We start from the raw sequence: 24,872 nt of genomic DNA on the forward strand, positions 1-24,872 counted from the left end.
ATGGTATAGTTTGCGTGATAGCGATAAGCAGGGGAGTCGAAACTATGTTTGAACGGCTGTTGCCGCACATGCGCGTCAATACCATTTATGATATCAATATGCATACCTTGAAAGAGCAAGGAATGAGAGGCATCATTACAGACCTCGATAACACACTCGTCGGAGCAAGAGAACCGCTGGCTACGCCGGAGCTTGTCCAATGGCTTGACGATGTGCGCGATAATCTTGGCTTCAAGGTTGTCATCGTATCCAACAATAATCAGACACGGGTCGGGAAGTTCGCGGAGCCGCTGAATATTCCATTCGTACATGCTGCCCGAAAGCCGGCCGGAAGGGCGTTTACTCGCGCGCTTAACGAGCTGGGTTTGTCCGCGGAGCAAACGGTCGTAATTGGTGATCAAATGATGACAGATGTGCTTGGCGGAAGAAGGATGGGATTGTTTACAATTCTCGTCCGTCCAATCGCACCACATGATGAAGGAATCATGACCCGTTTCAATCGGTTTCTGGAACGCATTGCCCTGTCCCGTCTGCGGAAGAAAGGGCTATGGCCCGAGGAGGAACATAAGAAATCATGACTACTTACCATCAAGAAGACAAAAATGCTTGCGCCGGCTGCGGCGTGAAGCTGCAAACCGAATCATCGGACAAGCTGGGTTACATCCCGCAAGCGGCGCTTGCTAAGGATCCGGCCATCTGCCAAAGATGCTTCCGAATCAAGAACTATAATGAAGCAGCGTCAATCGCTGTGGATCAAGACGACTTTCTGCGACTGCTAAGCGGTATTGCGAATACGCAAAGCTTGGTTGTACATATTGTCGACTTGTTTGATTTCGAAGGCAGCTTGATCTCCGGCTTGCAGCGGTTCGTCGGCAACAATCCCGTATTGCTCGTGGTGAACAAGATTGACTTACTGCCGAAGAGCATTAACCCGAACCGCATACTCAACTGGGTGCAGAAACAAACGAAAGCGCAAGGCTTGAAGGTTGTCGATGTGGTGCTTTGCTCCGCGAAGCGCAATATCGGCTTTGAGCGCGTTATCGAAGCGATCGGAACGCACCGCGGTAAGCGCGATGTGTATGTTGTCGGGGCCACTAACGTTGGGAAATCAACGCTGATTAACCGACTGATTCGCGACTACAGCGATTTGGACCGAGAGCTGACAACATCTCGCTACCCGGGAACAACGCTTGATGCGGTTCATATTCCGCTTGATGACGGGAATGAAATCATTGATACGCCGGGTATCGTTTATTCGCACCGGATGACAGAGATCGTACCGCGCGAGGTGCTTGGCGCCTTGCTGCCGGATAAACCGATCAAACAGCTGGTCTATCAGCTGAATGCGGGGCAAACGCTGTTTGTCGGCGCACTGGCGAGGTTTGATTTTATAGAAGGGGATCGTCAATCGTTCTCCCTTTATGTCTCGAATGCGCTTCAGGTACATCGGACGAAACTCGAGCGTGCAGACGAGCTGTACGAAACGCATAAAGGCGAAATGCTTGCACCTCCTTCCAAGGAGCAGCTAGAGGAAATGCCGGCATGGACGCGTCATCGTTTGACGATTAAACGCGGCACGGATACGGATGTGTTTATCTCCGGTCTGGGCTGGATCCATATCAATGGCAGCAGCGGCGCGCTGGTTGATGTATTCGCACCGAAGGGGATTCGAGTGCTTCAGCGCGATGCGCTGATCTAATGGAGTAGATTAAGGGATTAAAGGCCGATTCATCTTGCATGGGGAGAGTGAACAGAAGGATGGGCAACGCAGTGGACAGCCATACCGTGCTCTACAGTGTAATCGGGGATCCGATCCGGCATTCGAAATCGCCGATTATGATGAACCGCGCATTCCGAGAGACCGGCATTAATGGCATTTACACCGCTTTTCATATTACAGGTGACCGACTTGGAGATTTCGTGGCAGGTGTACGAGCAATGGGGATTCGCGGCGTGAACGTGACGATTCCGCATAAGCTCGATATTATGCCTCTGCTGGATGAAATCGATGAGAGCGCGCAGGCAATCGGCGCTGTGAACACGATTGTGAACACAGACGGGCATTTGACAGGCTACAACACCGACGGACTTGGCTATGTGCGATCGCTTAAAGAAGAAGCGAAGTCCGATCTTGCAGGTGCGAATGTGCTGATTATTGGTGCAGGCGGCGCGACTAGAGGCATTCTGTACGCACTGGCCCGTGAAGGCGTCGGCTCGATTACGATTTCCAACCGTACGGTAGCTCGTGCCGAAGAGCTTGCAGATGCATTCCGACCACTGGTTCCTTCGATTCGCGCAATTGGACAGGATGAATTACAGGAAGCTTGCGGCTTGAATGATATCATTATTAATACAACCTCGCTTGGTATGTATCCGAATGTGGAGGCCACGCCGATCGACAGTACATGGCTGAAACCGGATACGGTGGCGAGCGATCTTATTTATAACCCGCTGACAACGAGATTTCTCGCGGAAGCGCAAGAACGAGGCTGCCGCATTCACGGCGGGCTTGGCATGTTTATCTATCAGGGCGCCTATGCCTTTGAATATTGGACGGGCCGTCCGGCTCCGGTTGCCGCCATGCGGGAGACGGTGCTGGAAGCGCTGCTCGCCAAATAGGGAAGTTCAGTTTTTATTTTGACGAGAGAAGGAATCACACATGTTAACAGGTAAACAAAAACGTCATTTGCGCTCGCTTGCGCATCATTTAACGCCGATTTTTCAAGTAGGTAAAGGCGGCACTAACGATCATCTCGTTCGCCATATCGAAGAAGCGATCGAAGTTCGTGAATTGATCAAAGTCTCCGTGCTGAACAATTGTATGGATGACCCCAAAGAAGTAGGCCAATGGATCGCGGAAGAATCCGGGTCTGAGCTCGTTCAAGTCATCGGCAAAACGATCGTATTGTATAAAGAATCGAAAGATAACAAAACAATCGAGCTTCCTTAAGGGCAGGTTCGGCTAAGGCGAGAGGAGTCATGTCGTTGATTAAAGTGGGATTTATGGGCGGAACGTTCGACCCCATTCATTATGGCCATTTGCTCGCTGCCGAATCGGCACGTGAAGCTTGCGGACTGGACGAGGTTTGGTTTATTCCTGCCGGTCATCCGCCGCTGAAAGAAAACGGGCCTCTTGCCGACGGCCAGACACGGCTGGAGATGGTGTACCGCGCAATCGATTTTCAACCTCATTTCCGGGGGATGGATGTTGAGCTGGAGCGCGAAGGCACCAGTTACACGATCGATACGGTAAAATCACTCATGGCCTTGTATCCTGACAGGGAGTTCAGCATCATCATCGGTTCGGACCGCGTCAATGACCTGCCGCAGTGGCATCAAATCGAGGAATTGGCAAAGCTGGTTCGTTTTATCGGTGTGCGCAGAGCCGGCGAAGAGCTGAAGGTTGATGATCTTCCCGTTTATCTGCAGGAAAGACTGTCGATGATTGAGATGCCGCAGATCGGTATCTCATCCACGGATATCCGGAATCGTCGTGCACAGGGCCGGTCGATACGTTTCCTCGTTCCGGAGAAGGTGTATTCGTTTATCAGAAGGAACGAGCTCTATGAATCGTGATGAGATGATTGCCAGGGTAAAGGCCGAGATGCCGGAGCGGAGATGGACCCACACGGTCGGCGTAATGGAGACATCCGTTATTCTTGCTGAGCGGTTCGGTGCCGATCCTGTCAAAGCGGAGCAGGCAGCTATTCTGCATGATGTCGCCAAATATTGGGCCACCTCCCGTATGGAAGCGATCATTCGGGTAGAAGGGCTTCCCGCTGATCTATTACTGTTTGATAAAGAGCTGTGGCATGCGCCTGTTGGCGCGTTCGTCGCTGAGCGCGAGTATGGTGTCACAGACCTTGAAATTCTAGATGCGATTCGTTACCATACCTCCGGCCGCGAGAAGATGACCCTGATGGACAAGGTCGTTTGTCTGGCCGATTATATGGAGCCGGGCCGCGATTTTCCCGCAGTTCAATCCATTCGGGAATTAGCGGAGCATAGTTTGGAACGCGCTTTGGTCGCGGGGTTTGATTCAACGATTTCTTATTTGCTGCAGCAGGGAAAACGGATTTATCCGCTTACAGTTGCAGCGCGCAATGATTTACTACTAACGATACGGGAGGCGGGGCTATGACGGTTCATTCCGACGAGCTGCTCAAGCTTGTAGTTAAGGCAGCTGATGATAAAAAAGCGCAAAATGTAATCGCGCTTGACTTGAAAAACATCTCGCTTGTAGCGGACTATTTTGTCATCTGTCACGGGAATTCGGATGTGCAGGTGCAGGCCATTACAACAGAAATTCGCAAACAAGCAGAGTCGCGCGGCGTACGTGTTCGCGGGATTGAAGGCGCGGATACCGGGAGATGGGTACTGGTAGACATCGGAGATGTTGTCGTCCATGTATTCCACCGCGAAGAGCGCGAATATTACAATATCGAACGTCTATGGTCCGACGCGAAGGTCGTGGAATTCGCATGAGTTTAATTGCAGGTACTACGATGAAGCTTAAGTTAGCACGCGAAGTTTCGCCATATGGATATTTCATGACCGATGGCGAATCGGAAGTGCTGCTGCACTATACCGAGCTTGTCGGACATCGTCCGCAAATCGGGCAATTCTATGATGTATTTCTGTTCTTCGATTCGGAGGATCGGATCGCCGCAACGATGAAGACGCCTCTCATTCAGCTCGGTACTGTAGCGAGACTCGCGGTAGCGGATATTCATCCGCGAATCGGAGCTTTTCTCGAGATGGGCCTTGGCCGTCAGCTTCTGCTGCCGCTCTCTGAGCAGCCGGAATTGAAGGAGCTTCGCCCGAAACGCGGCGACGAGGTTCATGTTATTCTTGCCCATGACAAAATCGGCCGTCTTGTCGCTAAGGTGGCCTTCGAGGAAGAACTCTCGGAGCTGGCATTCCATGCGCCGCAAGCTTGGCATAACACTTGGGTCGAGGGCTGGGTAACGAAGACGCTGAAGATCGGCTCGTTTGTGATGATCGATGGCGGCGTAATCGGATTTGGCGCTTATGGCTTCATCCCTGCCGATGAGCGGACGCGGTTGCTGCGACTCGGTGAGCGTGTGAAAGCGCGGGTTACTTTCGTACGTGAGGACGGACGTGTCAATCTGTCCATGAATCAGCGTAAGGAAGTAGGACGTGTAGAAGATTCGGAGCGTATTCTGAGCTTCTTGAAGGAGCGTCCGAACGGGGCTATGCCATATTCGGATGAAACGCAAGCCGAAATCATCAAGGAGAAATTCAGCATCAGCAAAGGCGCGTTCAAGCGGGCTATCGGTAAGCTGATGCGCGAAGGACTCGTCGTCCAAGAAGGAAGCTGGACGAAGCTGACCGAGCAAGCGAAGGCGGCGGCTACTGCCACGACGCAGGCAACTTCTGCGGCAGACGCGGGGGAATAGAGATGGAAGCTTATCGGCATTTCGCCTCCGTATATGACAGACTGATGGAAGAGATGCCGTATCCGCAGTGGCTGAAGTTTGCAGAGAATTGCTGGAAACGGTACGGAACGCCTAAAACTGTCGTTGATCTGGGATGCGGAACAGGCAGCATTGCCATTCCGCTGGCACGAAGCGGTTACCAGGTCTACGCGATTGATCTTTCCTCCGATATGCTGACCATTGGGCAAAGCAAGTGGGGGGATGAACCTTCGCGCAGCGGCGGCTCGATTACTTGGCTTCAGCAGGATATGACCGAGTGGGAGATCGGCGAAGAGGCAGATGCCGTTATCTCTTTCTGCGATTGTATCAACTATCTGACGGAGGAAGAAGAGGTTCAAGCCGCTTTTCAGGCAACCCATCAAGGCTTGAAGTCAGGCGGTTTGTTCCTCTTTGATGTTCATGCGCCGAAGACGTTAGCTAGGTATGCGGATGAGCAGCCCTATGTACTCGATGATCCGGATGTGGCTTACATTTGGACCTGCGAGCTGGATGAAGAGCGGGTTGAGATCGAGCACCGACTGACGATATTTGCGCAGGAGAGCGGTCCGCGAGACAGTTATTCTCGCATTGAGGAGACGCACGTACAACGGGCGTATGACGCGCAGTGGATTCGGGAATCACTGCTAATGGCAGGATTCAGTCATGTGGAGCAATTTGCGGATTTCACGATGGATGAGGCTAATTCGGAATCAGAACGGCTGTTTTTTGCGGCAATCAAGTGAAAATGACAGATTTCGGGCGTTCTATGCCTTGACATGACAGGATTCGCTTCTTTATAATCGAACTATCTATTTAGGTGTTGAAGAGGAGCAGTAGCTTTAGCAGCGTTTGGATCAGAGAGCCGGCGGTAGGTGCAAGCCGGACCAACGTGAAGTGAACTCGCCTTGGAGCCGCGCGTGAACACGATTTCAGTGGCAAACGTGCCGTTTCGCCTGCGTTAAGGGCAAAGAGTGAGCAGCGACAAAGCATGTCGTTTGCTAACTAGGGTGGTACCACGGGAGAATAATCTCTCGTCCCTAGCGTTGTCGCTAGGGACGGGAGTTTTTTTGTTTTCTAATAAGGACTGGTTTGGCATGGAAGAGAGAATAGGGAGGCAATTCGTTATGACACAGGAACGCCAGGAGCAACAGGGGTATAACCCGTTAGTCATTGAACCGAAATGGCAGAAGCATTGGGATGAGAACAAGTCGTTCAAGACGACCGAGGATGCAGGGAAACCGAAATTCTACGCACTTGATATGTTCCCTTATCCATCCGGGGCGGGACTTCATGTCGGCCATCCGGAAGGTTACACCGCAACGGATATCGTCTCGCGTTATAAGAGAATGCGCGGCTATAACGTGCTTCATCCGATGGGCTGGGATGCATTCGGTTTGCCGGCTGAGCAGCATGCGCTGGATACCGGCGAACACCCGCGTGAGATTACGGTCAAGAACATCAACAATTTCCGCCGTCAAATTAAATCGCTTGGTTTCTCCTACGATTGGGACCGCGAATTCAGCACAACCGATCCGGACTACTACAAATGGACGCAGTGGATCTTTATTCAGCTGTTCAATAAAGGCTTGGCTTATGTAGCCGAAGTGCCGGTTAACTGGTGTCCGGCGCTTGGAACGGTTCTTGCCAATGAGGAAGTCATCAACGGCTTGAGCGAGCGCGGCAACCATCCGGTTATTCGTAAGCCGATGCGCCAATGGGTGCTGCGCATTACGGAGTACGCAGAGCGTTTGCTTGAAGATTTGGAAGAGCTGGATTGGACCGAGAGCATTAAAGACATGCAGCGCAACTGGATCGGTAAATCCAAAGGTGCGGAAGTTACGTTCGCCATTGACGGCCATGATGCATCCCTTGTTGTATTTACGACTCGTCCGGATACGCTCTTCGGAGCGTCCTACTGCGTACTTGCGCCGGAGCACGAGCTGGTAGATGTGATTACAACTTCCGCGCAGCAAGCAGCCGTGAAGGATTATCAAGAAACAGCCGCACGCAAGAGCGACCTTGAGCGTACGGATCTGAATAAAGACAAGAGCGGCGTATTCACCGGTGCTTATGCAGTCAATCCGGTTAACGGCGCGCTTGTTCCGATCTGGATTGCCGATTACGTCCTTGCCGGTTATGGCACAGGCGCAATTATGGCCGTGCCGGGACATGATCAACGCGACTGGGAATTCGCACAGCAGTTCGATTTGCCGATCGTGGAAGTCGTTCAAGGCGGCGATGTGCTGGCTGAAGCTTTCGCAGGCGACGGTCCGCATGTGAATTCCGGATTCTTGGACGGTCTCAGCAATGAAGCGGCGATTGCTCGCGCTATCGAATGGCTGGAAGCGGAAGGCAAAGGCCAAGGCAAAGTGACTTACCGTCTTCGCGATTGGCTGTTCAGCCGTCAGCGCTACTGGGGCGAGCCGATTCCGATTCTCCATTTGGAAGACGGCACAATGAAGCCGGTACCGGATGATCAATTGCCGCTGCTGCTTCCTGACGTGGATCAAATCAAACCGTCGGGTACAGGCGAATCCCCGCTTGCGAATGTGACGGAGTGGGTTGAAACGATCGATCCGGAAACCGGTTTGCGCGCGCGTCGCGAAACGAACACGATGCCGCAATGGGCCGGCAGCTGCTGGTACTATCTGCGTTTCATTGATCCGCATAACGATAAAGAATTGTGCTCCAAAGAGAAACAAGCCGAGTGGCTTCCCGTTGATCTGTATATCGGCGGCGCTGAGCATGCCGTGCTTCACTTGCTGTATGCGCGCTTCTGGCATAAAGTGCTCTACGATATCGGCGTAGTGGATACGAAAGAACCGTTCCATAAGCTGGTTAATCAAGGCATGATCTTGGGTACCAACAATGAGAAAATGAGTAAATCACGCGGTAACGTTATCAATCCGGACGATATCGTGAACGTATACGGCGCTGACACGCTGCGTATGTACGAAATGTTCATGGGGCCGCTTGAAGCGACTAAGCCTTGGAACACAAACGGCGTAGAAGGTATGTACCGCTTCTTGGCTCGCGTATGGCGCTTGTTCGTTACGGACAGCGGAGAGCTTGCTGAGAAAATCGGCGGCAGCGGCGAAGTGTCCGAAGCGTTCAAACGCACATGGCACCGTACCGTGAAGAAGATCACCGATGATTACGAGAACCTTCGTTTCAACACGGCGATCAGCCAGTTGATGATTTTCGTCAACGATGCTTATAAAGCGGAATCCTTGCCACGCGAAGCAATGGAGAGCTTTGTTCAAATGCTTTCGCCGCTTGCGCCGCACATTGCGGAAGAGCTGTGGTCGAAGCTGGGTCGTACGGATGCCTTAACTTATGCGGCATGGCCGACTTTCGATGAATCGTTGACCGTTGACCAAGAAGTTGAAATCGTCGTGCAAGTGAACGGCAAAATCGTTGAGCGGATTTCAATTGCAGCAGATACGGACGAAGCGGAGATGGAGCGCATCGCGAAGGAGTCCGAGAAAGTAGCGGAAGCAATCGCAGGGAAAACCGTTCGCAAATTGATTGTCGTTAAAGGTAAGCTGGTTAATATCGTAGTAGGCTAAACAACGCGTGGGTTCTACCGCATCCACCAATAATAAAGAAAGAGGTGAGCGACCTCTTAACGCAAAGCATGCGTTAAGGGCCGTTCACCTCTTTGCCGTATAAGGACACTTTTACACGTTCTAAATCTTCGTTGTATTTGGCATGCGTGGCTCGAATGAGCCGATTGAACACGCCGTCCAGCTCGTTATTTAGCAGCGCCAGCGCTTGTGCAGTAATACCGCCGGGCACCGCAACACGTCGTTGCAGTTCCTCAGGTGACATGCCGCCCGACGTTAAGAGCTGGCCTGTGCCTAAGAGCATTTCGCTGGCAACGATACGCGCCTCATCACGCGGAATGTTCGTTTCCTCTGCGGCCGCATCGATGAAACGCTGGAGGAGGTAAGACATGATGGCCGGACCGCAGCTGGATAAATCGGAGACGATTCGCGTATGCTGCTCGTTGATTGGCATCGGCTCGCTGATATAGGAGAGCAGATGGTTCAAGCGATTCTTATCGGCTTCGGTCATCCGGTCGCCGAACATACACAAGGATACGCCGCTGCACATATAGTTTGTGATGCTCGGAATGACTTTGGCTACTTTACAAGGAAGCGATTCCTCCAGCTGCTCGATCATAACCGGACTAGTGATCGAGATGACAATCTGCTGCGGCTGGATGACATCGCGGATTTGGTCGATGACGTTTTTGAACTCCATCGGTTTAATACATAGAAAGATCAGATCCTGATCGATGACGGCATCGCGGTTCGAAGGGACAGCCTGAAGACCGGGATGGCGGTCAGCTAAGCAGATTGCTTTTGCTAAAGTACGGTTGCTGGCTGTTATTTGCGACGGCTTCAGAGCTCCCGATCCGATAAACGTATCGATGAGCAAGCTGCCCATGCTTCCAATCCCGATAAATCCGACATTCATCGCAATCCCTCCTATGCGCTATAAGGCGATCAGCGCAGCTTTAACACAGTAATGGGTAAGTGGAGCGGTAAAGTATTTATGGTGCTCTTACTACGTTATGCCGGGCAGCAAGGACATCATGACCAGCAATAACGATAAATGACAAAGTTTTCTAAATTGGGGAGGAGTAGAGGTGTGCTGCAAAAAGGAACAGGCCGAATAGATCGGCAAAAGCTATTGATTTATGCCATGTTTCTCGCCGCGATCCTATTGGCTGTCATTGCTATCGTACATCCGAAGGCTGCGGAGCCGCCGGGCTGGGTTTCGGTGAATGAGGAGGTAGATAGGGCATTAAAGCCGCTTGAGCAGCGAATAGCCGACAAACAAACGGGCGGCGGTGTGGAACCAGCACCTGACGTGGCAGCAGTACAGTCAAACGATGCTTTGAACAGAGAGACTACACCGGAAGCGGCTGCTGCTGCTGATACAAAGCCAGCTGTTGTGGGTAAGGAGAAAGAGGTGCGTTCAGATGATGCGACTGGCGGGAAGATCGACATTAACCACGCCACGGCTGAGGAGCTGGATGCGATTCCGGGAATTGGCGCTTCCAAAGCCAAATCGATTATCGAGGATCGGGAGAAAAACGGTTTGTATAGCAGCTTAGAGGAATTGCTTCGCGTGAAAGGCATAGGGCCGAAGCTGCTTGAGAAAATGAAATCTTCCATTGTTCTCCATCCTTGATTATGCGACAATAAGAGAAATATCGGGCTGCAGCGGCTATAATCACACCTGAAGTAAATAGTATGGATTCCTCTTATTAATGATCATACGTTCCCAAGCCCGTACTTGTGACGCCGGATTGAATGAGAGGCATAGATTGCAGAAGAGCATGGATGCGCAAGGAGGAAGAGCTGGAGAGATGACAGAAGAGGTTCAAGACAGCGCCAGAAAAGACTGGGACACTTATTTTATGGATATTGCATACATGGTTTCTACTCGTTCACGTTGCCCGCGCCGACATGTCGGTACTGTTCTGGTGCAGGGCAAGAAGCTGCTTGGGACAGCCTATAACGGCGCGCCAATGGGCGTTGCAGACTGCTCTGAGGATGGCTGTATGATCGTCGAGGAGCTCGAGATGAAGCAAGTCGGCGATGTGGAGCAAATGGTTAAGAAGCAGCGATGTATCCGTACGATTCATGCGGAACAAAATTTGCTTCTGTTTACAGACCGGATCGACCGTGAGCGTTCAACCGTGTATGTGACGGATCAGCCTTGCTGGACCTGCGCGAATATGCTTGCTAACAGCGGTGTGCGCGAGATTGTGTATCATCGTGCATATGCCAAAGACAGCGATAAAGTAGCATCGCTTATGAGTTTAAAGGGGATCGTTTTCCGTAATCTTGCTGCTTATGAGCCGCCGGCTCAGGCAGGTATGAATGTTATCGGATAATCATCAGCGCATGTGGGGAAGAACCTCCGAACGTGCCTAAGGAAGAGAGCTGTATGATCCTTAATGGATCATCTTAGACGGCTGCTTTCGTAGGTATGGACGGAGGTTTTTTTGTATGGTTTGAACGAAAGGAGATGGGCGGATGGGGGCGCGAAGACCGCTCATCTGGTTTACGGTGTGTTGGGCGCTCGGAGCATGTGCCGCTGCGGGGTTGATGGACAGCGGCGTTTATTTGACCGGCGCAGCCTTGGTTGCCGCCTTGCTCGCGTTGGGATTGCTGAAACGTGCTTCATGGCCGCTCGTTGCCGCATGCTTGGCAGCCTACATGGCTGCTGCCGGAGAGCGAATGTGGGTGGATGCGCGTAATGTCACAGCGCTTCCGGAGCTTCAGGCGACTGCTTATGAAGCTGTTCCTGCCGGTTCAGCCGTGTTCGGGGCGAAGGTCAGCGGCATTATTATTTCACCGATTGAGCTTGACGGTGATCAGGTTCGGTTCCGCGTTGCTGTAGATGAGGTTAAGTTGGAGGGGGAAAACAGTACGACACTGTTGGGGGGCGAGCGAGTACAGGTGCAAGTACGGCTTGCAGCGGAGACGGAACTCGCTGATGCGGCTTCTTGGAAGCGCGGGCAGCAGCTGTCGGCTGCCGGTGAGCTGTCCGCGCCTATGGCTGCCACGAATTTCGGCGGCTTCGATTATCGCCGCTATTTGTACAGCCAGCACATTCATTGGCAGTTCAGTGTGGATGGCGCGGTGTCGGTGCAGGTAAGCGCAGGTTCGCGGTTGTCTGCCGCCGCGCTTCTCCGCTATGTCGATGACGTGCGCGCCGCGCTTGGGGCGCAAATGGACAAGCTGTATCCGGACCTCCAGTCCGGGTACATGAAAGGCCTCGTCCTCGGCATAAGCGACGATCTCGATCCCGCCGTGTACCGCCGGTTTGCGCAGCTGGGGCTTACGCACATCCTGGCCATATCAGGCCTGCACGTCGCCGTATTCCTCTACATGCTCGGCGGCCTGCTGCGCTTAACGCGAATGACGCGGGAGCGCATGCTGATGCTGCTCATGGCAGCGGTGCCGCTGTACGTGCTCCTCGCAGGAGCCTCGCCGTCGGTCGTGCGCTCCGGCATTATGGCCGTGCTCGGCCTGGCCGCCGCGCGCCTCCACAAGCTTGGCGACGGGCTGCACCTACTGGCCGCCGCCGCGCTGCTCATGCTCGCCTTCGACCCGTACATGCTCGGAAACGTCGGCTTCCAGCTGTCGTTCCTCGTGACGGCGGGTCTCATTCTCGGCGTGCCGCCCGTGCGCGGCTGCTTGCCTGCCGGGAAGCGCTGGTGGGCGCGCTCCCTGCTCGATTTGCTCACGGTCACTGTGGTCGCACAGCTCGTTTCGCTGCCGGTTACTATTTATTATTTCAACGCCGTACACCTGCTCTCGATCGGCGCGAACCTGGTGCTTGTACCGTTCATCAGCTTTATCGTCATGCCGCTTGGCGGTGCTTCGATCTTGCTCGGTGCTTTATGGCATCCGGCTGGTGCGCTGCTGTCACAAGTAGCCGTAATAGGTAATGAATGGACGTTTGCTTTTGTTGCACAGCTGAGTAGTTGGAACAGCTTCCGATTGATTTGGGCAACACCGCCGCTGCGGTGGGTAGTGAGCTACTATGGGTGGCTCGGGATTAGTTTTGTCGTGCTTGGAAGGATGAAGCGTCATCGACAGCGCGCTTCGGAAGAAACCTCGACTTCAGGTTTTAGCTTGGATTCGTCTTTGAGTGTGGATTCATCTTCCCCGTTATTCTCACATTCCTCTTCAGCCATGGACCTCACACAGCCGATCCTTGGTCCTAGTCATACGGAGTCAACGGTCATTTCCTTTATAGACATGTCGCCATCAGGAACGCCGCGATCTCGCAGACGCAGCATCTTCCTTTTGTCTTTCTCCGTTGTCAGTCTGGGGCTGCTTTTATTATGGGCTTACTACCCTGACATTAGGGACCGTCATGCGTATGTCGATTTTATCGATGTGGGTCAAGGGGATGCGGTTCTGATCCGCAGTTCAGGCGGGAAGCGAATTTTAATCGATGGCGGAGGGGCTGTTCAGTTCGGACGTAAGGAGGCGTGGCGGGAGCGGAGAGATCCCTATGAGGTAGGCCGCAAGCTTCTCGTGCCGCTGCTGCAGAAACGTGGCGTACACCAGCTTGATCTGCTCGTTCTCTCGCACCTTGACAGCGACCATATCAAGGGTCTGCAGGCGGTGCTAAGCGATATCAAGGTAAGGGCGATTTTATGGAATGGGACGCTGAAAGATTCCGAGGATTCGATCACGCTGCTGCGCATGGCGGTTGATAAGGGCATTCCGCTCTATAAAAGCACCGCAGGTTTGAACTGGAAACTCGATTTCAATACGACAATTCAGGTGCTCGGTCTTGCACCTGGCGCCACCGATACAATCACGGAAGAAGACGAGCAGAACGGCAAAAGCGTTGCACTACTCTTCGAGTTGTACAACCGCAGGTTTCTGTTTACGGGTGATGCGGACGTAAAGGAAGAAAAGCTGCTGCTAGAGCAGCTTCAGACTTTACAGCCTCTAATGGTTTCACAGGTTTCTCCACCACCGACTGACGTCATGAAAATCTCCCATCATGGCAGCAAAACCTCGACCTCCGTTCAATGGCTCAACTATTGGCGGCCCAGGTGGGCGGTAGTCTCCGTCGGACGAACTAATACATACGGTCATCCGGCACAGGATGTCATGGCTCGATTAGCCGCCGCGGCCATACAAACACGCCGAACAGATTGGAACGGCGAGATTCAATTCCGCATCAGCCCGGATCAAGCCATTACCCACAGAGAAAAAATCCCCGGTACCTAGCAGACATCCTGCAAGGCACCGGGGAAACGCATTTATGTGTGTATAATCTATTTAGTGAAGCGATTTAATTTTCTTCGCCAAATCCATGCGCTGCAGCTTCAACGTTCCGATCAGCTCGCGAATCGTGCTTTCCTCGGCGGGATCGCTGCTCTGCTTCATTTGTGCAAGCAGATCCATCATTTGGTGGTTGATCGTATTGAATTTATGCCACAGCTCTTCTTTGGCACTCCGTACAGCCTCTTCGCGGTTCAATGCATCCTTCTGACGCATCGCTTCAAGCAGCTCTTCCTGCCACTGCTGATCGCCAAGCTGCTTGGCAAAGTTGTAGAGGTCCAAATAATCGTCAAACCAATTGCTGGTCTTAGTCATCGTGGAGGGCTCCTTTCGTGCGCTTGTCTACCTCATATTATACTTAGATTAAGAAGAAGATCAAATCTCCCTTGTTCATTTGCTAGTTCGACATTAAACGGTTTCAGTTTGACATCGTTCTTGGAGCGGTGGTAATCTGTGGCAAAGAACGGTTAGGGAAGGGGATCAAGACCATGGGAACGATTGTGTCCGTACATCCTTTTGACGGAGAACAAGTGAAGGCTATACAAGATGCTTGTCCAAGCTTGGATTATCATAGTGTTAGCGGCTTTGACTCTGATGAGGCAAGAGCGGCTCTAATGAAGGCGGAAGTTATTTTGGGCTGGAACCGTGATGTGCTCAAAATCATCCATGCAGACGGCATACCGCTTAGGTGGCTGCAAAACTTAGGCGCAGGCGTTGACCATATCCCTCTGGAACGGCTGCAAGCTCTCGGCGTCACACTGACTCAAGCTTCCGGCGTACATCCGAACGGGATCTCGGAATCGATCTTTGCCATGCTTCTATCCTTGACAAGAAACGTACATTTCGCGATTCGTAACCAGCAAACGCAAACGTGGAAACCTTCGAAGAATATGGGTGAAGCGCATGGGAAGACCATTGCGATTCTCGGGACAGGCGCTATCGGGCTTGAAACGGCTAAGCTGGCCCAAGCGTTCAACATGAACGTGCTTGGCGTTCGCAAGTCGGGCGAGCCTGCCGAATGGGTAGACCATATGTACACTATCGAACAACTTAATGAAGTACTCGCACAGAGCGATTACATCGTGAATTGCTTGCCGCTGACTGCGCAAACGAGGCACGTCATAGGCAAGGAACAGTTTGCGGCCATGAAGCGATCCGCGATTTACATTACTATTGGCCGAGGCGGCACAACTGATACAGCAGCCCTGGTAGATGCTCTGCAGTCGGAGCGGATCGGCGGAGCGGGACTCGATGTATTCGAGCAGGAGCCGCTGCCTCAAGATCATCCTTTGTGGACCATGGAGAATGTTATTCTAACCCCGCATGAAACAGGAAATACGCCTTATTATATGGACCGGGCATTATCCATCGTGCTCGATAACTTAAAGCATTACAGCGCTCATGGTAAACCTTGCCAAAACGTGGTCGACTGGCAAGCGCAATATTGATTTTTGTTAGCAGTCCACAAGCCGTACTCCCACTGGTAATTTCTAGTAGGGTGTACGGTTCTTCTATTTTCTGCTATCATTTTGAATAGTATGCTTTCCTTCATCATTTCTTCAAATGGAAGCGAAAACGCATCGTTCTTCCTAAATTCTCGCTGAATACAGACTGCCGATCGGCCCGAATACGGCGATTATCCTTCCTTTTTTGGCAGTTGGTCAATCTTTTTAATTTAGCTTCATCACAACAGCTTAAATTTTTATAAAGAAATGTTTAGGCTTGGTGCAACATTATAACGAACCTTTCCGTCTGAAAGGTTGCAAGGGGGGATCCTCCGTGGTAGAGCCAGGCCTTATTAAAGCCGCACAAGCCGGCGATGGCGACGCTCTTATTTCTCTATTGCGCGAGATTGAGAATCATGTTTACCGGACAGCCTATTATATTGTAGGCAATGAGCAGGATGCGATGGATGCGGCTCAAGAAGCACTTATTCGTATTTATACGAAAATCGGCAGCTACGAAGAGAAAGCCCAGTTTAAAACTTGGGTACAGCGGATCGTAACTAACATATGTATCGATAAGTTTCGTCGAACCAAACCGACTGTATCCATTGACGAGCATGAGATGGTGTTCAAGGATAATCAATCGGTTGAAGAGGAAGTTCTTACTTCCTATGCAGCGCAGGATATCCGCAAAGCGATCGACAAACTGCCTGAGCATCACAGGGCCGTTGTTGTACTTCGTTATTTGCAGGATTTCTCGTACAATGAAATCGCCGATTCACTTGATCTGCCGCTGAATACGGTCAAATCTTATTTATTCCGGGCAAGACAACAGCTGCAAACATACCTGCATGATTATCAGAGAGGGGGTGTCCGAGGATGAATTGTCAAGAGGTGATGGAATATATGCAAAGGCAGCTTGACGGCGATCTGGATGAGCAGGAAGCCGAATTCTTGATGACTCATACACGGCATTGCCCGGAATGTGCAGCCATGCTTGAACGGCTTGAAACGCTCTCCTCCGGACTAACCAACCTGCCGAGGGTCACGCCGAGCTACAGTTTAGTGGATGCGATACTGCCACGGCTGGCAGAGCTTCAAGTCGCTCAGGATACCATTCAAGGCGATATTCCTATGCAAGACCGTGAAGCGGATCAATCGGCAATGCCTAGAAGAATTGCGCCAAACTCGGAGAAGAGAAGATGGACGGATCGCTTTTCGATTCGCGCAATTGGCGGCGTTATCGCAGCAGGCATCATAGCGGGGCTGTTTATCGTCAATTACGACCCGAGCCGCTCGATGAGCGACGATTCTGCACAGGATATGTCGACAGCTTCATCCGATACTTATGATACGGCACAGAATACGTCTTCAGCCGATTCTATAGTCAGTACGGATCAATCGGCGGACTCAACGAACGATGCAGCTGCTGCCAACGAGATCACGACTGAAACGGCTGCGCCACTGGCTTCTACATCGGATACGAAAACGATGATGAAGGCGGAGAGCCGCAATGTCGATCCGAACGGTGAAGTGATGCCGCCGCTTACAACGGAAACCGATGGCGGGGCACCAACGGTAAAAGGCCAGTCGCCTAACTACGAAGTTTCCCGTTCAAGCGATTCCGATTCCGGCAATGCCGCTGCTGCTACGGACAGCGCTGCCGGAGATCAGGCCGCGAACAGTAAGGCGGATAATGCCAATACGTCGGCAAGCAACAAGAGTACTGACTTTGGCGCTAGTAACGTCATTATGGCTTCGCCAATCTCGCCGGATGGCTTGTACCAAGCGTTTATTGTCGAGGATACCGTTCGCATCTATACCGTTCAAGACAGCTTAATGATTTTCCAAGGTGTTAAACGGGCAGGCATAGCGAATTTGAAGTGGTCTGAAGACAGTGCGTTGTTAACGTATGAGGCAAACGATGGCGATGGGGTCAAACAGGTGTACTCCGTTGATCCCAAGAAAGAAGCCGAGCAACAAGTACAATCTATTAAATAATGTGGCGGGCGATGCACACTTTACGGGATGTTCGCGTATGGTGTAGGGAGCAGGAAACCAGTCATAGGACGGAACCTTAACGTCGTATGACCATTCGCAGCCGGTACCATGGACCGTATGCTAGCGAGTGTTTATATAGATGTTCGGGGACAAAGGGATGAGTCGCAAGCTGACTTCATCCCTTTGTTGCGTTTTTTGCAAAATGGCGCTATCGTAGGGTTGGTGGTTTAAAGGGGGACTTATGCCGTGGAAATCAAAGATGTCATGAAAGAATTGAAAGCGGGAACGATTCGTCCCGTCTATGTACTGTACGGAAAAGACCGGTATCGCATGCGCCAGTTCGTGTCGAGCTTAACGGACAAGCTGCTGCCTCCTGACGAGCAAGAGCTGGGACTAGTAAAATTCGATACATCGGAAACACCTATAGAAGAGGCAGTAGCAGAGGCCGAAACGTTGCCTTTCTTCGCATCGCGCAAGCTGGTGCTAATTCGGGATTCCTCCGTGCTCGCCGCGGCACAAGGCAAAGAGGGGAAACTTGAGCATGGAACAGACACGCTGATTGCTTATTTGAAGCAGCCTTGTGAGAGCAGCGTCATTGTGTTCCAGGTCATGGCTGAGAAGCTGGATGAGCGCCGTAAGGTGGTCAAGCTGTTAAAGGAGCAGGATGCATTAATTCCGTTTCAAGAGCTCCAGGAGAACGAACTTCTACAGTGGACAGTTAAGCGTGCGGAGGAACAGGGACGTGGGATGAGCCGTGACGCTGCACAGCTGCTTCTGGCGCGCACGGGGACCAACATGCAGCAGCTGGCGCATGAAGTGGACAAGCTCTGTCTGCATGCCGGCAGCGGAGGCTCCATCAGCAGCAGCGATGTGGAGCATTTGATTGCATCGACGGTGGAAGAGGACGTATTCGCGCTTATTGACGCGATGGCTTCGCTGCAAGTGGACCGTGCCCTTAAATTATATGGCGAGCTGCTGCTCCGTCGCGAAGAGCCAATTAAGATCGCAGCTTTGATTGCAAGGCAATTCCGCATTATGCTTCAGGTCAAAGAGCTGGAGCAGCATAATTATTCCCCGCAGCAGATGGCAGGGCAGCTGGGCTTGCATCCTTACGCCGTCAAGCTGGCCGCAGAGAAGGCGAAACGGTTTACTGCGCAAACCCTTGGGAAACATCTGAACAAGCTGGCAGAGCTGGATTACAGCATGAAGACGGGGCGCATCGATAAGACGCTGGGGCTGGAGCTGTTTCTACTTTCGCTTGCCGCTTAATATGGACATAAAAAAAGTCCTGCTTTTACGCACTAGGCGTAAGAGCAGGACTTTCGTTTGATTGATTAGGCTTGTGCGCTAAGTGCGTTAAGCTTTTTAGCCAGGCGCGACTTCTTGCGAGCAGCTGCATTTTTATGAATCAGGCCTTTAGTTACGGCTTTATCCAGCTTTTTTGTAGCATTGATAAGAGCTGCTTTAGCAGCATCAACATCAGTAGCAACAACAGCTTGATCAGCAGTTTTAACGGCCGTGCGAAGAGCTGATTTTTGCGAAGCGTTCAAAGCGCGGCGTTTCTCGATAGTTTTAACGCGTTTGACTGCGGATTTAATGTTTGGCATTGCATTCACCTCCTGTAAAAAGGGAGAATCCCTTTGTAACAACACAACTTGACATAGTGTATCATGGGCATGACCAAAAAGCAATAGTTCGTTCATGCCTGAATCCACCTAAAACGACAGTAACCGCATAATTCGAGGTTCGCTTTCGCAAACTAGACACAAACGGATGGAAGGAGCGCCCTTATAACATGAGCGAGCTTGATCTGCAAGAGTTTAACGTGGGAATCGATTTGGCGCTTGAAGCGAAGGAATATGCAGAGGCAGCAGGGAACGGCCCGGTACCCGGTGTTCTCTCCGAAGTATCGGAGGATGACGGAATTACGATCACGAGACTAGAAGTAACCACTGAAGAAGGCTCCCGAATTATGGGCAAAATGATAGGTCACTACGTGACCTTCGAAGTGCCGGAGCTGCGTAAGCAAGACACCGTGCTGCAAGACCGCGTGGCTACGAAGCTGGCGCAGGAGTTTGCGGAGTTTCTTCTGCGGATTGGCGTCAGCAAGACGGCGAATGTATTAATCGTCGGACTTGGCAACTGGAATGTCACGCCCGATGCGCTCGGTCCGATCGTTGTCGAGAATGCGCTTGTTACGCGCCACTTCTTCGAACTCATGCCGGGGGAAGTCGCGCCGGGCTACCGAAATGTAAGCGCAGTTGCGCCGGGCGTGCTTGGCATAACCGGTATTGAGTCGAGCGACATCGTACAGGGGATCGTGGATCGCTCGAAGCCGGATCTCATCATTGCAATTGATGCACTGGCATCTAAAGCGCTTGAGCGTGTAAACACGACGATTCAAATTGCAGACACCGGTATTCATCCGGGTTCCGGGATCGGGAACAAGCGGCGTGGGATCACGAAGGAAATCATGGGGGTTCCTGTTGTTGCAATCGGTGTTCCGACCGTACTGTATGCGTCGACGATAGTGAGCAACAGCATCGATCTTATGCGGGATCATTTGAAGAAACATGCGGCGGGGAAGGCAGACGGCTTCCTTGGCTTGCTTGATTCTATCGATGAGAATGAGCGGCTTCAGCTTGTGCGTGAGGCACTTGGTCCGCTAGGCCATGATCTGCTTGTGACTCCGAAAGAAATCGACCAATTCATCGAGGATATCGCCAACATCGTGGCAAGCGGATTGAACGCTGCACTGCATGAGGCAGTCGATAAAACGAACGTAGCTGCTTATACACATTAGGGCTATTGCTATTGAATCAGGCGTCAACATAAAAGAAGTGCACACAGTGCTTACGGGCTGTCGGAAAAGCGTGCTTATCGCTTTTTTGGCAGCCCTTTCTGTTGCCGGAAGTTTGGCTTCGATCGAATTTTACATCCCAGTAATAGTGTTCCATTGCTCTAACGACCGTACGGCGCTTATTTCGCCAATATAGACTCCGAAATTATTCTAACGAACCGTAGGGGAGCTATTTGACGGTTTTTGAGTATTTGTGAGCCGATTATTCGCAAATAAGGCCCCTACGGTTCGTTAGATTTTTGCTGAATGCGATCTGCGTTTTGCAAACTGCAATCTGCAATCTGCGATCCCCGATCCCCAACCTCAATCCATATCCAACTCTACCAAAACTATCACTCTAGCAAACTAGCGATTCTCCAACTCTAGTAAACTTTCGGTTCTATTAAATTCGCTTGCCTCATAAAGTGATACTAGCCTAGTGCGCGATGAAGCAATGCCACAATTGGAACTGGGAGGAGTACAAGGAATGAAACGATTGATTGTCACCCTGAACCTTGCTAAAGGCAGCATGCGTTTGCGTCAGCTGCTCGTAGCAGGCCGTACCTTTGCGTTGTTGTCATTGGGATCGATGATCCTTGTCATTGTAGTAGGCGTCGGCGCGATTGTACACCAGAACGCCGCGTCTTCGCCGGTATCGTCTATGAAGGGGTTCGCGGCTGCGGTATCCGGCGGATTATTTAAAGACATGCTGTCCATGGAGTTGCCGGGTACAAGCGATGGTTCGCCGAGAACAGCCATTAACGGCCGTCAAATCAGTACATTTTTGTTTCGGCTGCTGACCGACATTAATCCGGAAGATCCGAGGAGCCTGTTAGCAAGTCAATATCCCGGCATGAGCGGCGACACTACTGTCATCCTGCGACCGGGGACGGGAACTGATGCGGTAGTCGAATCCGGAGATCATGATTCGATTCCGGGCCAAGAGGAAGTCAGTAACGAAACAGGGCTTCCGGTTACGGATTCGGGCAGGCCGGATCATGAAACAGGAGATACGGAGCCGGACGTAACGGAGCCGGATACCGGCACAGATTCAGGTGAACATTCGACGAAGCCGGTGAATCCGCCGGTAGATACAAAGCCGGAGACAGATCCGGAGCAAGTAGAGCCTGTAAGTCCGGCGAATCCGACGACCGCAGGCAAGAAGGTCGTTTTTATCTACCACTCGCACAGTCGGGAATCCTGGTTCCCTGAGATCAGCAGTAAGAAATACGCCGAATCGTCGGTGAAGAACATCACGCTTCTTGGCAAACGCCTTGCTTTTCAACTGGAGAAAAGCGGTATCGGGGCACAACAATCTTCCACAGATTATGTAACGGCGATTAAAAACTACAATTGGCTCCTATCCTATAAGTATTCGAAGAAAACGGTCGTCGATGCGATGGCCAAAAATAACGATCTCAAATTCTTCTTTGATATCCACCGAGATTCCTTGCGGCGCAAAAATACGACGATCACCATAAACGGGGAAACGTATGCGGAGGTATTCTTCATCATCGGGCTGGCCAATCCCAATTGGAAGCAGAATGAAGCGTTGGCGAACCGCATGCACGAGGCGCTGGAAAAGAAATATCCGGGACTCTCACGCGGGATTTTAGGTAAAACGACAGCCAGCGGCAACGGGGAATATAACCAATCGCTCTCGCCGGACAGTGTTTTGATTGAGGTTGGCGGAGTAGACAACACGTTGAAGGAATCCTATCGGACCATTGATGTGCTGGCGAAGGTTATATCGGACATCTACTGGGATTCAGCGAAAGTGACAGCACCGTTATCGAAAACGAAATAAAAGCTAAAACATAGGGGAGTGAAAGGAATGCGTCGTCAATCGATGAAAATGGCACTGGTAGGAGGAGCGGTTGCGCTCATCATTTTGTTTGGTATAGATATGGCTTCGAGCGGTATCGATCGTGTATATGGACCCGTTGAAGGAGGCGTACAAGCCGTAAATCCTGCCGGATATTCATCCTCCGTGCTGACTGAAAACGAAGATGAATCCTCTGTATCCGGCTCTGTATCCGGTGCTTCGGGTTCAACTGACATCGAGCAGCTCCCCGAGAATCAAGTAGATCAGAATATACAAAGACGCACTGTTGCAGATGCGCAGCACGGGAAAACAGAAGAGGAAATTCGCCTGGAGTATGAACGGAAGCTCCAAGAAGAGCTCAATAAACGCTTGACGGGCTTGCCTGATTTGCGCAGCGATGCAACGGTGAATAAGGTTGCAGATGGGACGGCTGGGGTGCTTCAAACGGTGTCTGCGAAGGGGATTCGGATGGTCGTTTCTTTTTTTGAATCGGTAACGGATTGATGGTGACCCCTCAAGCTGTTATACTTATAAGAATGATTAGCAATTAGGTACCTCTGGGGGTTTAGCATGGCGGACGTACGAGACAGACAAAAACGAATTCGCAACTTTTCAATTATCGCCCATATTGATCATGGGAAATCAACGCTGGCAGACCGGATCCTTGAATTCACCGGCGCGTTGTCATCAAGAGAAATGCAAGAGCAAGTGCTTGATCAAATGGATCTGGAGCGCGAACGCGGCATCACGATAAAGCTGCAAGCCGTTAGACTCGGTTACAAGGCCGACGACGGTGTCGAATACATTTTGAATTTGATTGATACTCCGGGACACGTAGACTTTACGTACGAGGTTTCGCGCAGCTTGGCTGCTTGCGAAGGCGCTTTGCTCGTTGTCGATGCCGCGCAAGGTATCGAAGCGCAAACGCTTGCCAATGTATATTTGGCACTCGACAATAATTTGGAGATTATTCCTGTACTGAACAAAATCGACCTGCCAAGCGCAGAGCCGGAACGCGTGAAACAGGAAATTGAAGATGTTATCGGTCTTGACGCAAGCGAAGCTGTACATGCCTCTGCGAAAGCGGGCATCGGCATCAAGGAAATATTGGAGCAGGTTGTCAGCAAAGTTCCGGCACCGACAGGTGATCCGGACAATCCGCTTAAAGCCCTTATTTTCGACTCGCACTACGATCCTTACAAAGGGGTTATCGTGTATGTGCGCGTTATCGACGGCAGTATCAAAGCGGGTAAGAAAATTCGCTTCATGGCAACAGGAGCAGAATTCGAAGTTATCGAAGTCGGTGCCTTCATGCCTCGTATGGGTATCGTTGACGAGCTGGCTGTAGGCGACGTAGGTTTCGTCGTTGCAGGGATCAAGAACGTTAAGGATACTCGTGTCGGGGATACCGTTACTGATGCGAAGAAACCGGCTTTAGAAGCACTGCCTGGTTACCGTAAGATCAATCCGATGGTGTTCTGCGGTTTGTATCCGATCGAAACGCAGGATTATAACGATCTTCGGGATGCGCTGGAGAAACTGGAGCTCAACGATGCGTCGCTTCGTTATGAAGCGGAGTCATCTACCGCGCTTGGTTTCGGTTATCGCTGCGGCTTTTTGGGACTGCTTCACATGGAAATCATCCAAGAGCGGATTGAGCGCGAGTTCAACATCCCGCTTATTACGACGGCGCCAAGCGTAATTTATCGCGTCACGCTGACGAACGGCGAAGTGATGGAGATCGACAACCCGTCCAACTATCCGGACATCGGTAAGATTGAATATGTTGAAGAGCCGTTCGTAAAAGCAGGGATCATCGTACCGAATGATTACGTAGGGGCGATTATGGAGCTTTGCCAGAATAAACGCGGCGAATTCGTCAACATGGAATATCTGGACACGAACCGTGTAACGATCACCTACGATATGCCGCTTTCTGAAATCGTTTATGATTTCTTTGATCAATTGAAATCAAGCACGAAGGGCTATGCTTCCTTCGACTACGAGCTGTCCGGCTATCGCCAGTCCAAGCTTGTGAAGATGGACATCATGCTCAACAACGAGCAGGTGGATGCCTTGTCCGTTATCGTTCACCGTGACCGCGCTTACCACCGCGGACGGATCATCTGCGAGAAGCTCAAGGAGCTGATCCCTCGTCAAATGTTCGAGGTGCCGGTTCAAGCTTCGATCGGAACGAAGGTTATCGCTCGTGAGACCGTTAAAGCGATGCGTAAGAACGTTCTTGCCAAATGTTACGGCGGTGACATCAGCCGTAAGCGGAAGCTGCTGGATAAGCAGAAGGAAGGTAAGAAACGGATGAAGCAAGTCGGCAGCGTTGAGGTGCCGCAAGAGGCATTCATGGCCGTACTTAAGATCGACGAGGATTAGAATCAATCAAGTAAGAGACGTTGTTCTGGGAAGGGAGCCATCGTGCTCCCTTTCTTCATTCTAATGATAAACGTACAAGTTTCACCTTATTGATACGAATTCCCT

At 51.5% G+C, this 24,872-nt stretch carries 24 protein-coding genes and 1 other annotated feature; of the genes, 21 read left to right on the forward strand and 3 right to left on the reverse strand.

Annotated features, from left to right (window positions below; genetic code table 11):
* Positions 1-23: 23 nt before the first annotated feature.
* From AC6ESO_RS09065 to leuS, 10 genes are all read left to right on the forward strand, one after another.
* A complete protein-coding gene (locus AC6ESO_RS09065) occupies positions 24-578 on the forward strand; it encodes a YqeG family HAD IIIA-type phosphatase (RefSeq protein WP_497091615.1) in 555 nt (184 codons plus the stop codon).
* The gene (gene yqeH, locus AC6ESO_RS09070; RefSeq protein WP_494818661.1) at positions 575-1,699 is read left to right on the forward strand and encodes a ribosome biogenesis GTPase YqeH; all 1,125 of its coding nucleotides are present in this window, start codon (positions 575-577) and stop codon (positions 1,697-1,699) included. The genes AC6ESO_RS09065 and yqeH overlap by 4 nt, the downstream gene beginning before the upstream one ends.
* A 59-nt stretch (positions 1,700-1,758) precedes the next feature.
* On the forward strand, positions 1,759-2,619 hold the full coding sequence (gene aroE / locus AC6ESO_RS09075) for a shikimate dehydrogenase (protein WP_494818662.1): 861 nt from the start codon (positions 1,759-1,761) through the stop codon (positions 2,617-2,619).
* 40 nt (positions 2,620-2,659) lie between these two features.
* A complete protein-coding gene (gene yhbY / locus AC6ESO_RS09080) occupies positions 2,660-2,950 on the forward strand; it encodes a ribosome assembly RNA-binding protein YhbY (RefSeq protein WP_091219793.1) in 291 nt (96 codons plus the stop codon).
* A 38-nt stretch (positions 2,951-2,988) separates the two neighbouring features.
* Positions 2,989-3,576, forward strand: coding sequence for a nicotinate-nucleotide adenylyltransferase (gene nadD / locus AC6ESO_RS09085; protein WP_497091616.1), 588 nt, complete (start codon positions 2,989-2,991; stop codon positions 3,574-3,576).
* The gene (yqeK, locus tag AC6ESO_RS09090; protein WP_497091126.1) at positions 3,566-4,141 is read left to right on the forward strand and encodes a bis(5'-nucleosyl)-tetraphosphatase (symmetrical) YqeK; all 576 of its coding nucleotides are present in this window, start codon (positions 3,566-3,568) and stop codon (positions 4,139-4,141) included. Before nadD ends, yqeK begins: the two co-directional genes overlap by 11 nt.
* Positions 4,138-4,485 (forward strand): ribosome silencing factor, encoded by a 348-nt coding sequence (gene rsfS / locus AC6ESO_RS09095; RefSeq protein WP_494818665.1) that lies wholly within the window; start codon positions 4,138-4,140, stop codon positions 4,483-4,485. Before yqeK ends, rsfS begins: the two co-directional genes overlap by 4 nt.
* Complete coding sequence (locus tag AC6ESO_RS09100; protein WP_497091127.1) at positions 4,482-5,420, forward strand: CvfB family protein; 939 nt, start codon at positions 4,482-4,484, stop codon at positions 5,418-5,420. Before rsfS ends, AC6ESO_RS09100 begins: the two co-directional genes overlap by 4 nt.
* A 2-nt stretch (positions 5,421-5,422) precedes the next feature.
* Positions 5,423-6,181 (forward strand): class I SAM-dependent DNA methyltransferase, encoded by a 759-nt coding sequence (locus tag AC6ESO_RS09105; RefSeq protein WP_497091128.1) that lies wholly within the window; start codon positions 5,423-5,425, stop codon positions 6,179-6,181.
* A gap of 68 nt (positions 6,182-6,249) precedes the next feature.
* Positions 6,250-6,480 (forward strand) — a binding site (T-box leader).
* An 82-nt stretch (positions 6,481-6,562) separates the two neighbouring features.
* A complete protein-coding gene (gene leuS, locus AC6ESO_RS09110) occupies positions 6,563-9,007 on the forward strand; it encodes a leucine--tRNA ligase (RefSeq protein WP_497091129.1) in 2,445 nt (814 codons plus the stop codon).
* 73 nt (positions 9,008-9,080) lie between these two features.
* Here leuS and comER read toward each other — a convergent pair whose 3' ends face one another.
* Positions 9,081-9,920 carry a late competence protein ComER gene (comER, locus tag AC6ESO_RS09115; protein WP_497091130.1) on the reverse strand — a complete coding sequence of 280 codons (840 nt, stop codon included), beginning with the start codon at positions 9,918-9,920 and terminating at the stop codon, positions 9,081-9,083.
* 174 nt (positions 9,921-10,094) lie between these two features.
* Between comER and AC6ESO_RS09120 the strand changes: the two genes are divergently transcribed.
* The 3 genes from AC6ESO_RS09120 (at position 10,095) to AC6ESO_RS09130 (ending at position 14,215) form a co-directional block, all read left to right on the forward strand.
* A complete protein-coding gene (locus AC6ESO_RS09120) occupies positions 10,095-10,640 on the forward strand; it encodes a ComEA family DNA-binding protein (RefSeq protein ID WP_497091131.1) in 546 nt (181 codons plus the stop codon).
* A gap of 178 nt (positions 10,641-10,818) precedes the next feature.
* A complete protein-coding gene (locus AC6ESO_RS09125; protein ID WP_494818671.1) occupies positions 10,819-11,349 on the forward strand; it encodes a deaminase in 531 nt (176 codons plus the stop codon).
* A 142-nt stretch (positions 11,350-11,491) separates the two neighbouring features.
* Entirely contained in the window at positions 11,492-14,215 is a 2,724-nt protein-coding gene (locus AC6ESO_RS09130) for a ComEC/Rec2 family competence protein (RefSeq protein ID WP_497091132.1), read from the forward strand.
* Positions 14,216-14,266: 51 nt separating this feature from the next.
* Here AC6ESO_RS09130 and AC6ESO_RS09135 read toward each other — a convergent pair whose 3' ends face one another.
* Positions 14,267-14,584, reverse strand: a complete 318-nt coding sequence (locus tag AC6ESO_RS09135) for a hypothetical protein (RefSeq protein WP_497091133.1) — start codon at positions 14,582-14,584, stop codon at positions 14,267-14,269.
* Between the two features lie 173 nt (positions 14,585-14,757).
* Between AC6ESO_RS09135 and AC6ESO_RS09140 the strand changes: the two genes are divergently transcribed.
* The 4 genes from AC6ESO_RS09140 to holA all read left to right on the forward strand — a co-directional run bounded on the left by AC6ESO_RS09140 (position 14,758) and on the right by holA (position 18,984).
* Positions 14,758-15,717 carry a D-2-hydroxyacid dehydrogenase gene (locus tag AC6ESO_RS09140; RefSeq protein ID WP_497091134.1) on the forward strand — a complete coding sequence of 320 codons (960 nt, stop codon included), beginning with the start codon at positions 14,758-14,760 and terminating at the stop codon, positions 15,715-15,717.
* A 331-nt stretch (positions 15,718-16,048) separates the two neighbouring features.
* Positions 16,049-16,597 (forward strand): RNA polymerase sigma factor, encoded by a 549-nt coding sequence (locus AC6ESO_RS09145; RefSeq protein WP_090980011.1) that lies wholly within the window; start codon positions 16,049-16,051, stop codon positions 16,595-16,597.
* Positions 16,594-17,715 carry a zf-HC2 domain-containing protein gene (locus AC6ESO_RS09150; protein ID WP_497091135.1) on the forward strand — a complete coding sequence of 374 codons (1,122 nt, stop codon included), beginning with the start codon at positions 16,594-16,596 and terminating at the stop codon, positions 17,713-17,715. Before AC6ESO_RS09145 ends, AC6ESO_RS09150 begins: the two co-directional genes overlap by 4 nt.
* Positions 17,716-17,961: 246 nt before the next feature.
* Positions 17,962-18,984, forward strand: coding sequence for a DNA polymerase III subunit delta (gene holA / locus AC6ESO_RS09155; RefSeq protein ID WP_497091136.1), 1,023 nt, complete (start codon positions 17,962-17,964; stop codon positions 18,982-18,984).
* Positions 18,985-19,049: 65 nt separating this feature from the next.
* Here holA and rpsT read toward each other — a convergent pair whose 3' ends face one another.
* Positions 19,050-19,322, reverse strand: a complete 273-nt coding sequence (gene rpsT / locus AC6ESO_RS09160; protein ID WP_210663126.1) for a 30S ribosomal protein S20 — start codon at positions 19,320-19,322, stop codon at positions 19,050-19,052.
* A gap of 188 nt (positions 19,323-19,510) precedes the next feature.
* Between rpsT and gpr the strand changes: the two genes are divergently transcribed.
* The 4 genes from gpr (at position 19,511) to lepA (ending at position 24,767) form a co-directional block, all read left to right on the forward strand.
* On the forward strand, positions 19,511-20,518 hold the full coding sequence (gene gpr / locus AC6ESO_RS09165; protein ID WP_494818676.1) for a GPR endopeptidase: 1,008 nt from the start codon (positions 19,511-19,513) through the stop codon (positions 20,516-20,518).
* A gap of 523 nt (positions 20,519-21,041) precedes the next feature.
* The gene (gene spoIIP / locus AC6ESO_RS09170; RefSeq protein ID WP_497091137.1) at positions 21,042-22,361 is read left to right on the forward strand and encodes a stage II sporulation protein P; all 1,320 of its coding nucleotides are present in this window, start codon (positions 21,042-21,044) and stop codon (positions 22,359-22,361) included.
* Between the two features lie 27 nt (positions 22,362-22,388).
* Positions 22,389-22,883, forward strand: coding sequence for a hypothetical protein (locus AC6ESO_RS09175; protein WP_497091138.1), 495 nt, complete (start codon positions 22,389-22,391; stop codon positions 22,881-22,883).
* 66 nt (positions 22,884-22,949) lie between these two features.
* Positions 22,950-24,767 (forward strand): translation elongation factor 4, encoded by a 1,818-nt coding sequence (lepA, locus tag AC6ESO_RS09180; protein WP_494818679.1) that lies wholly within the window; start codon positions 22,950-22,952, stop codon positions 24,765-24,767.
* Positions 24,768-24,872: the final 105 nt, after the last annotated feature.

It is taken from the genome of Paenibacillus rhizoryzae (assembly GCF_059686995.1).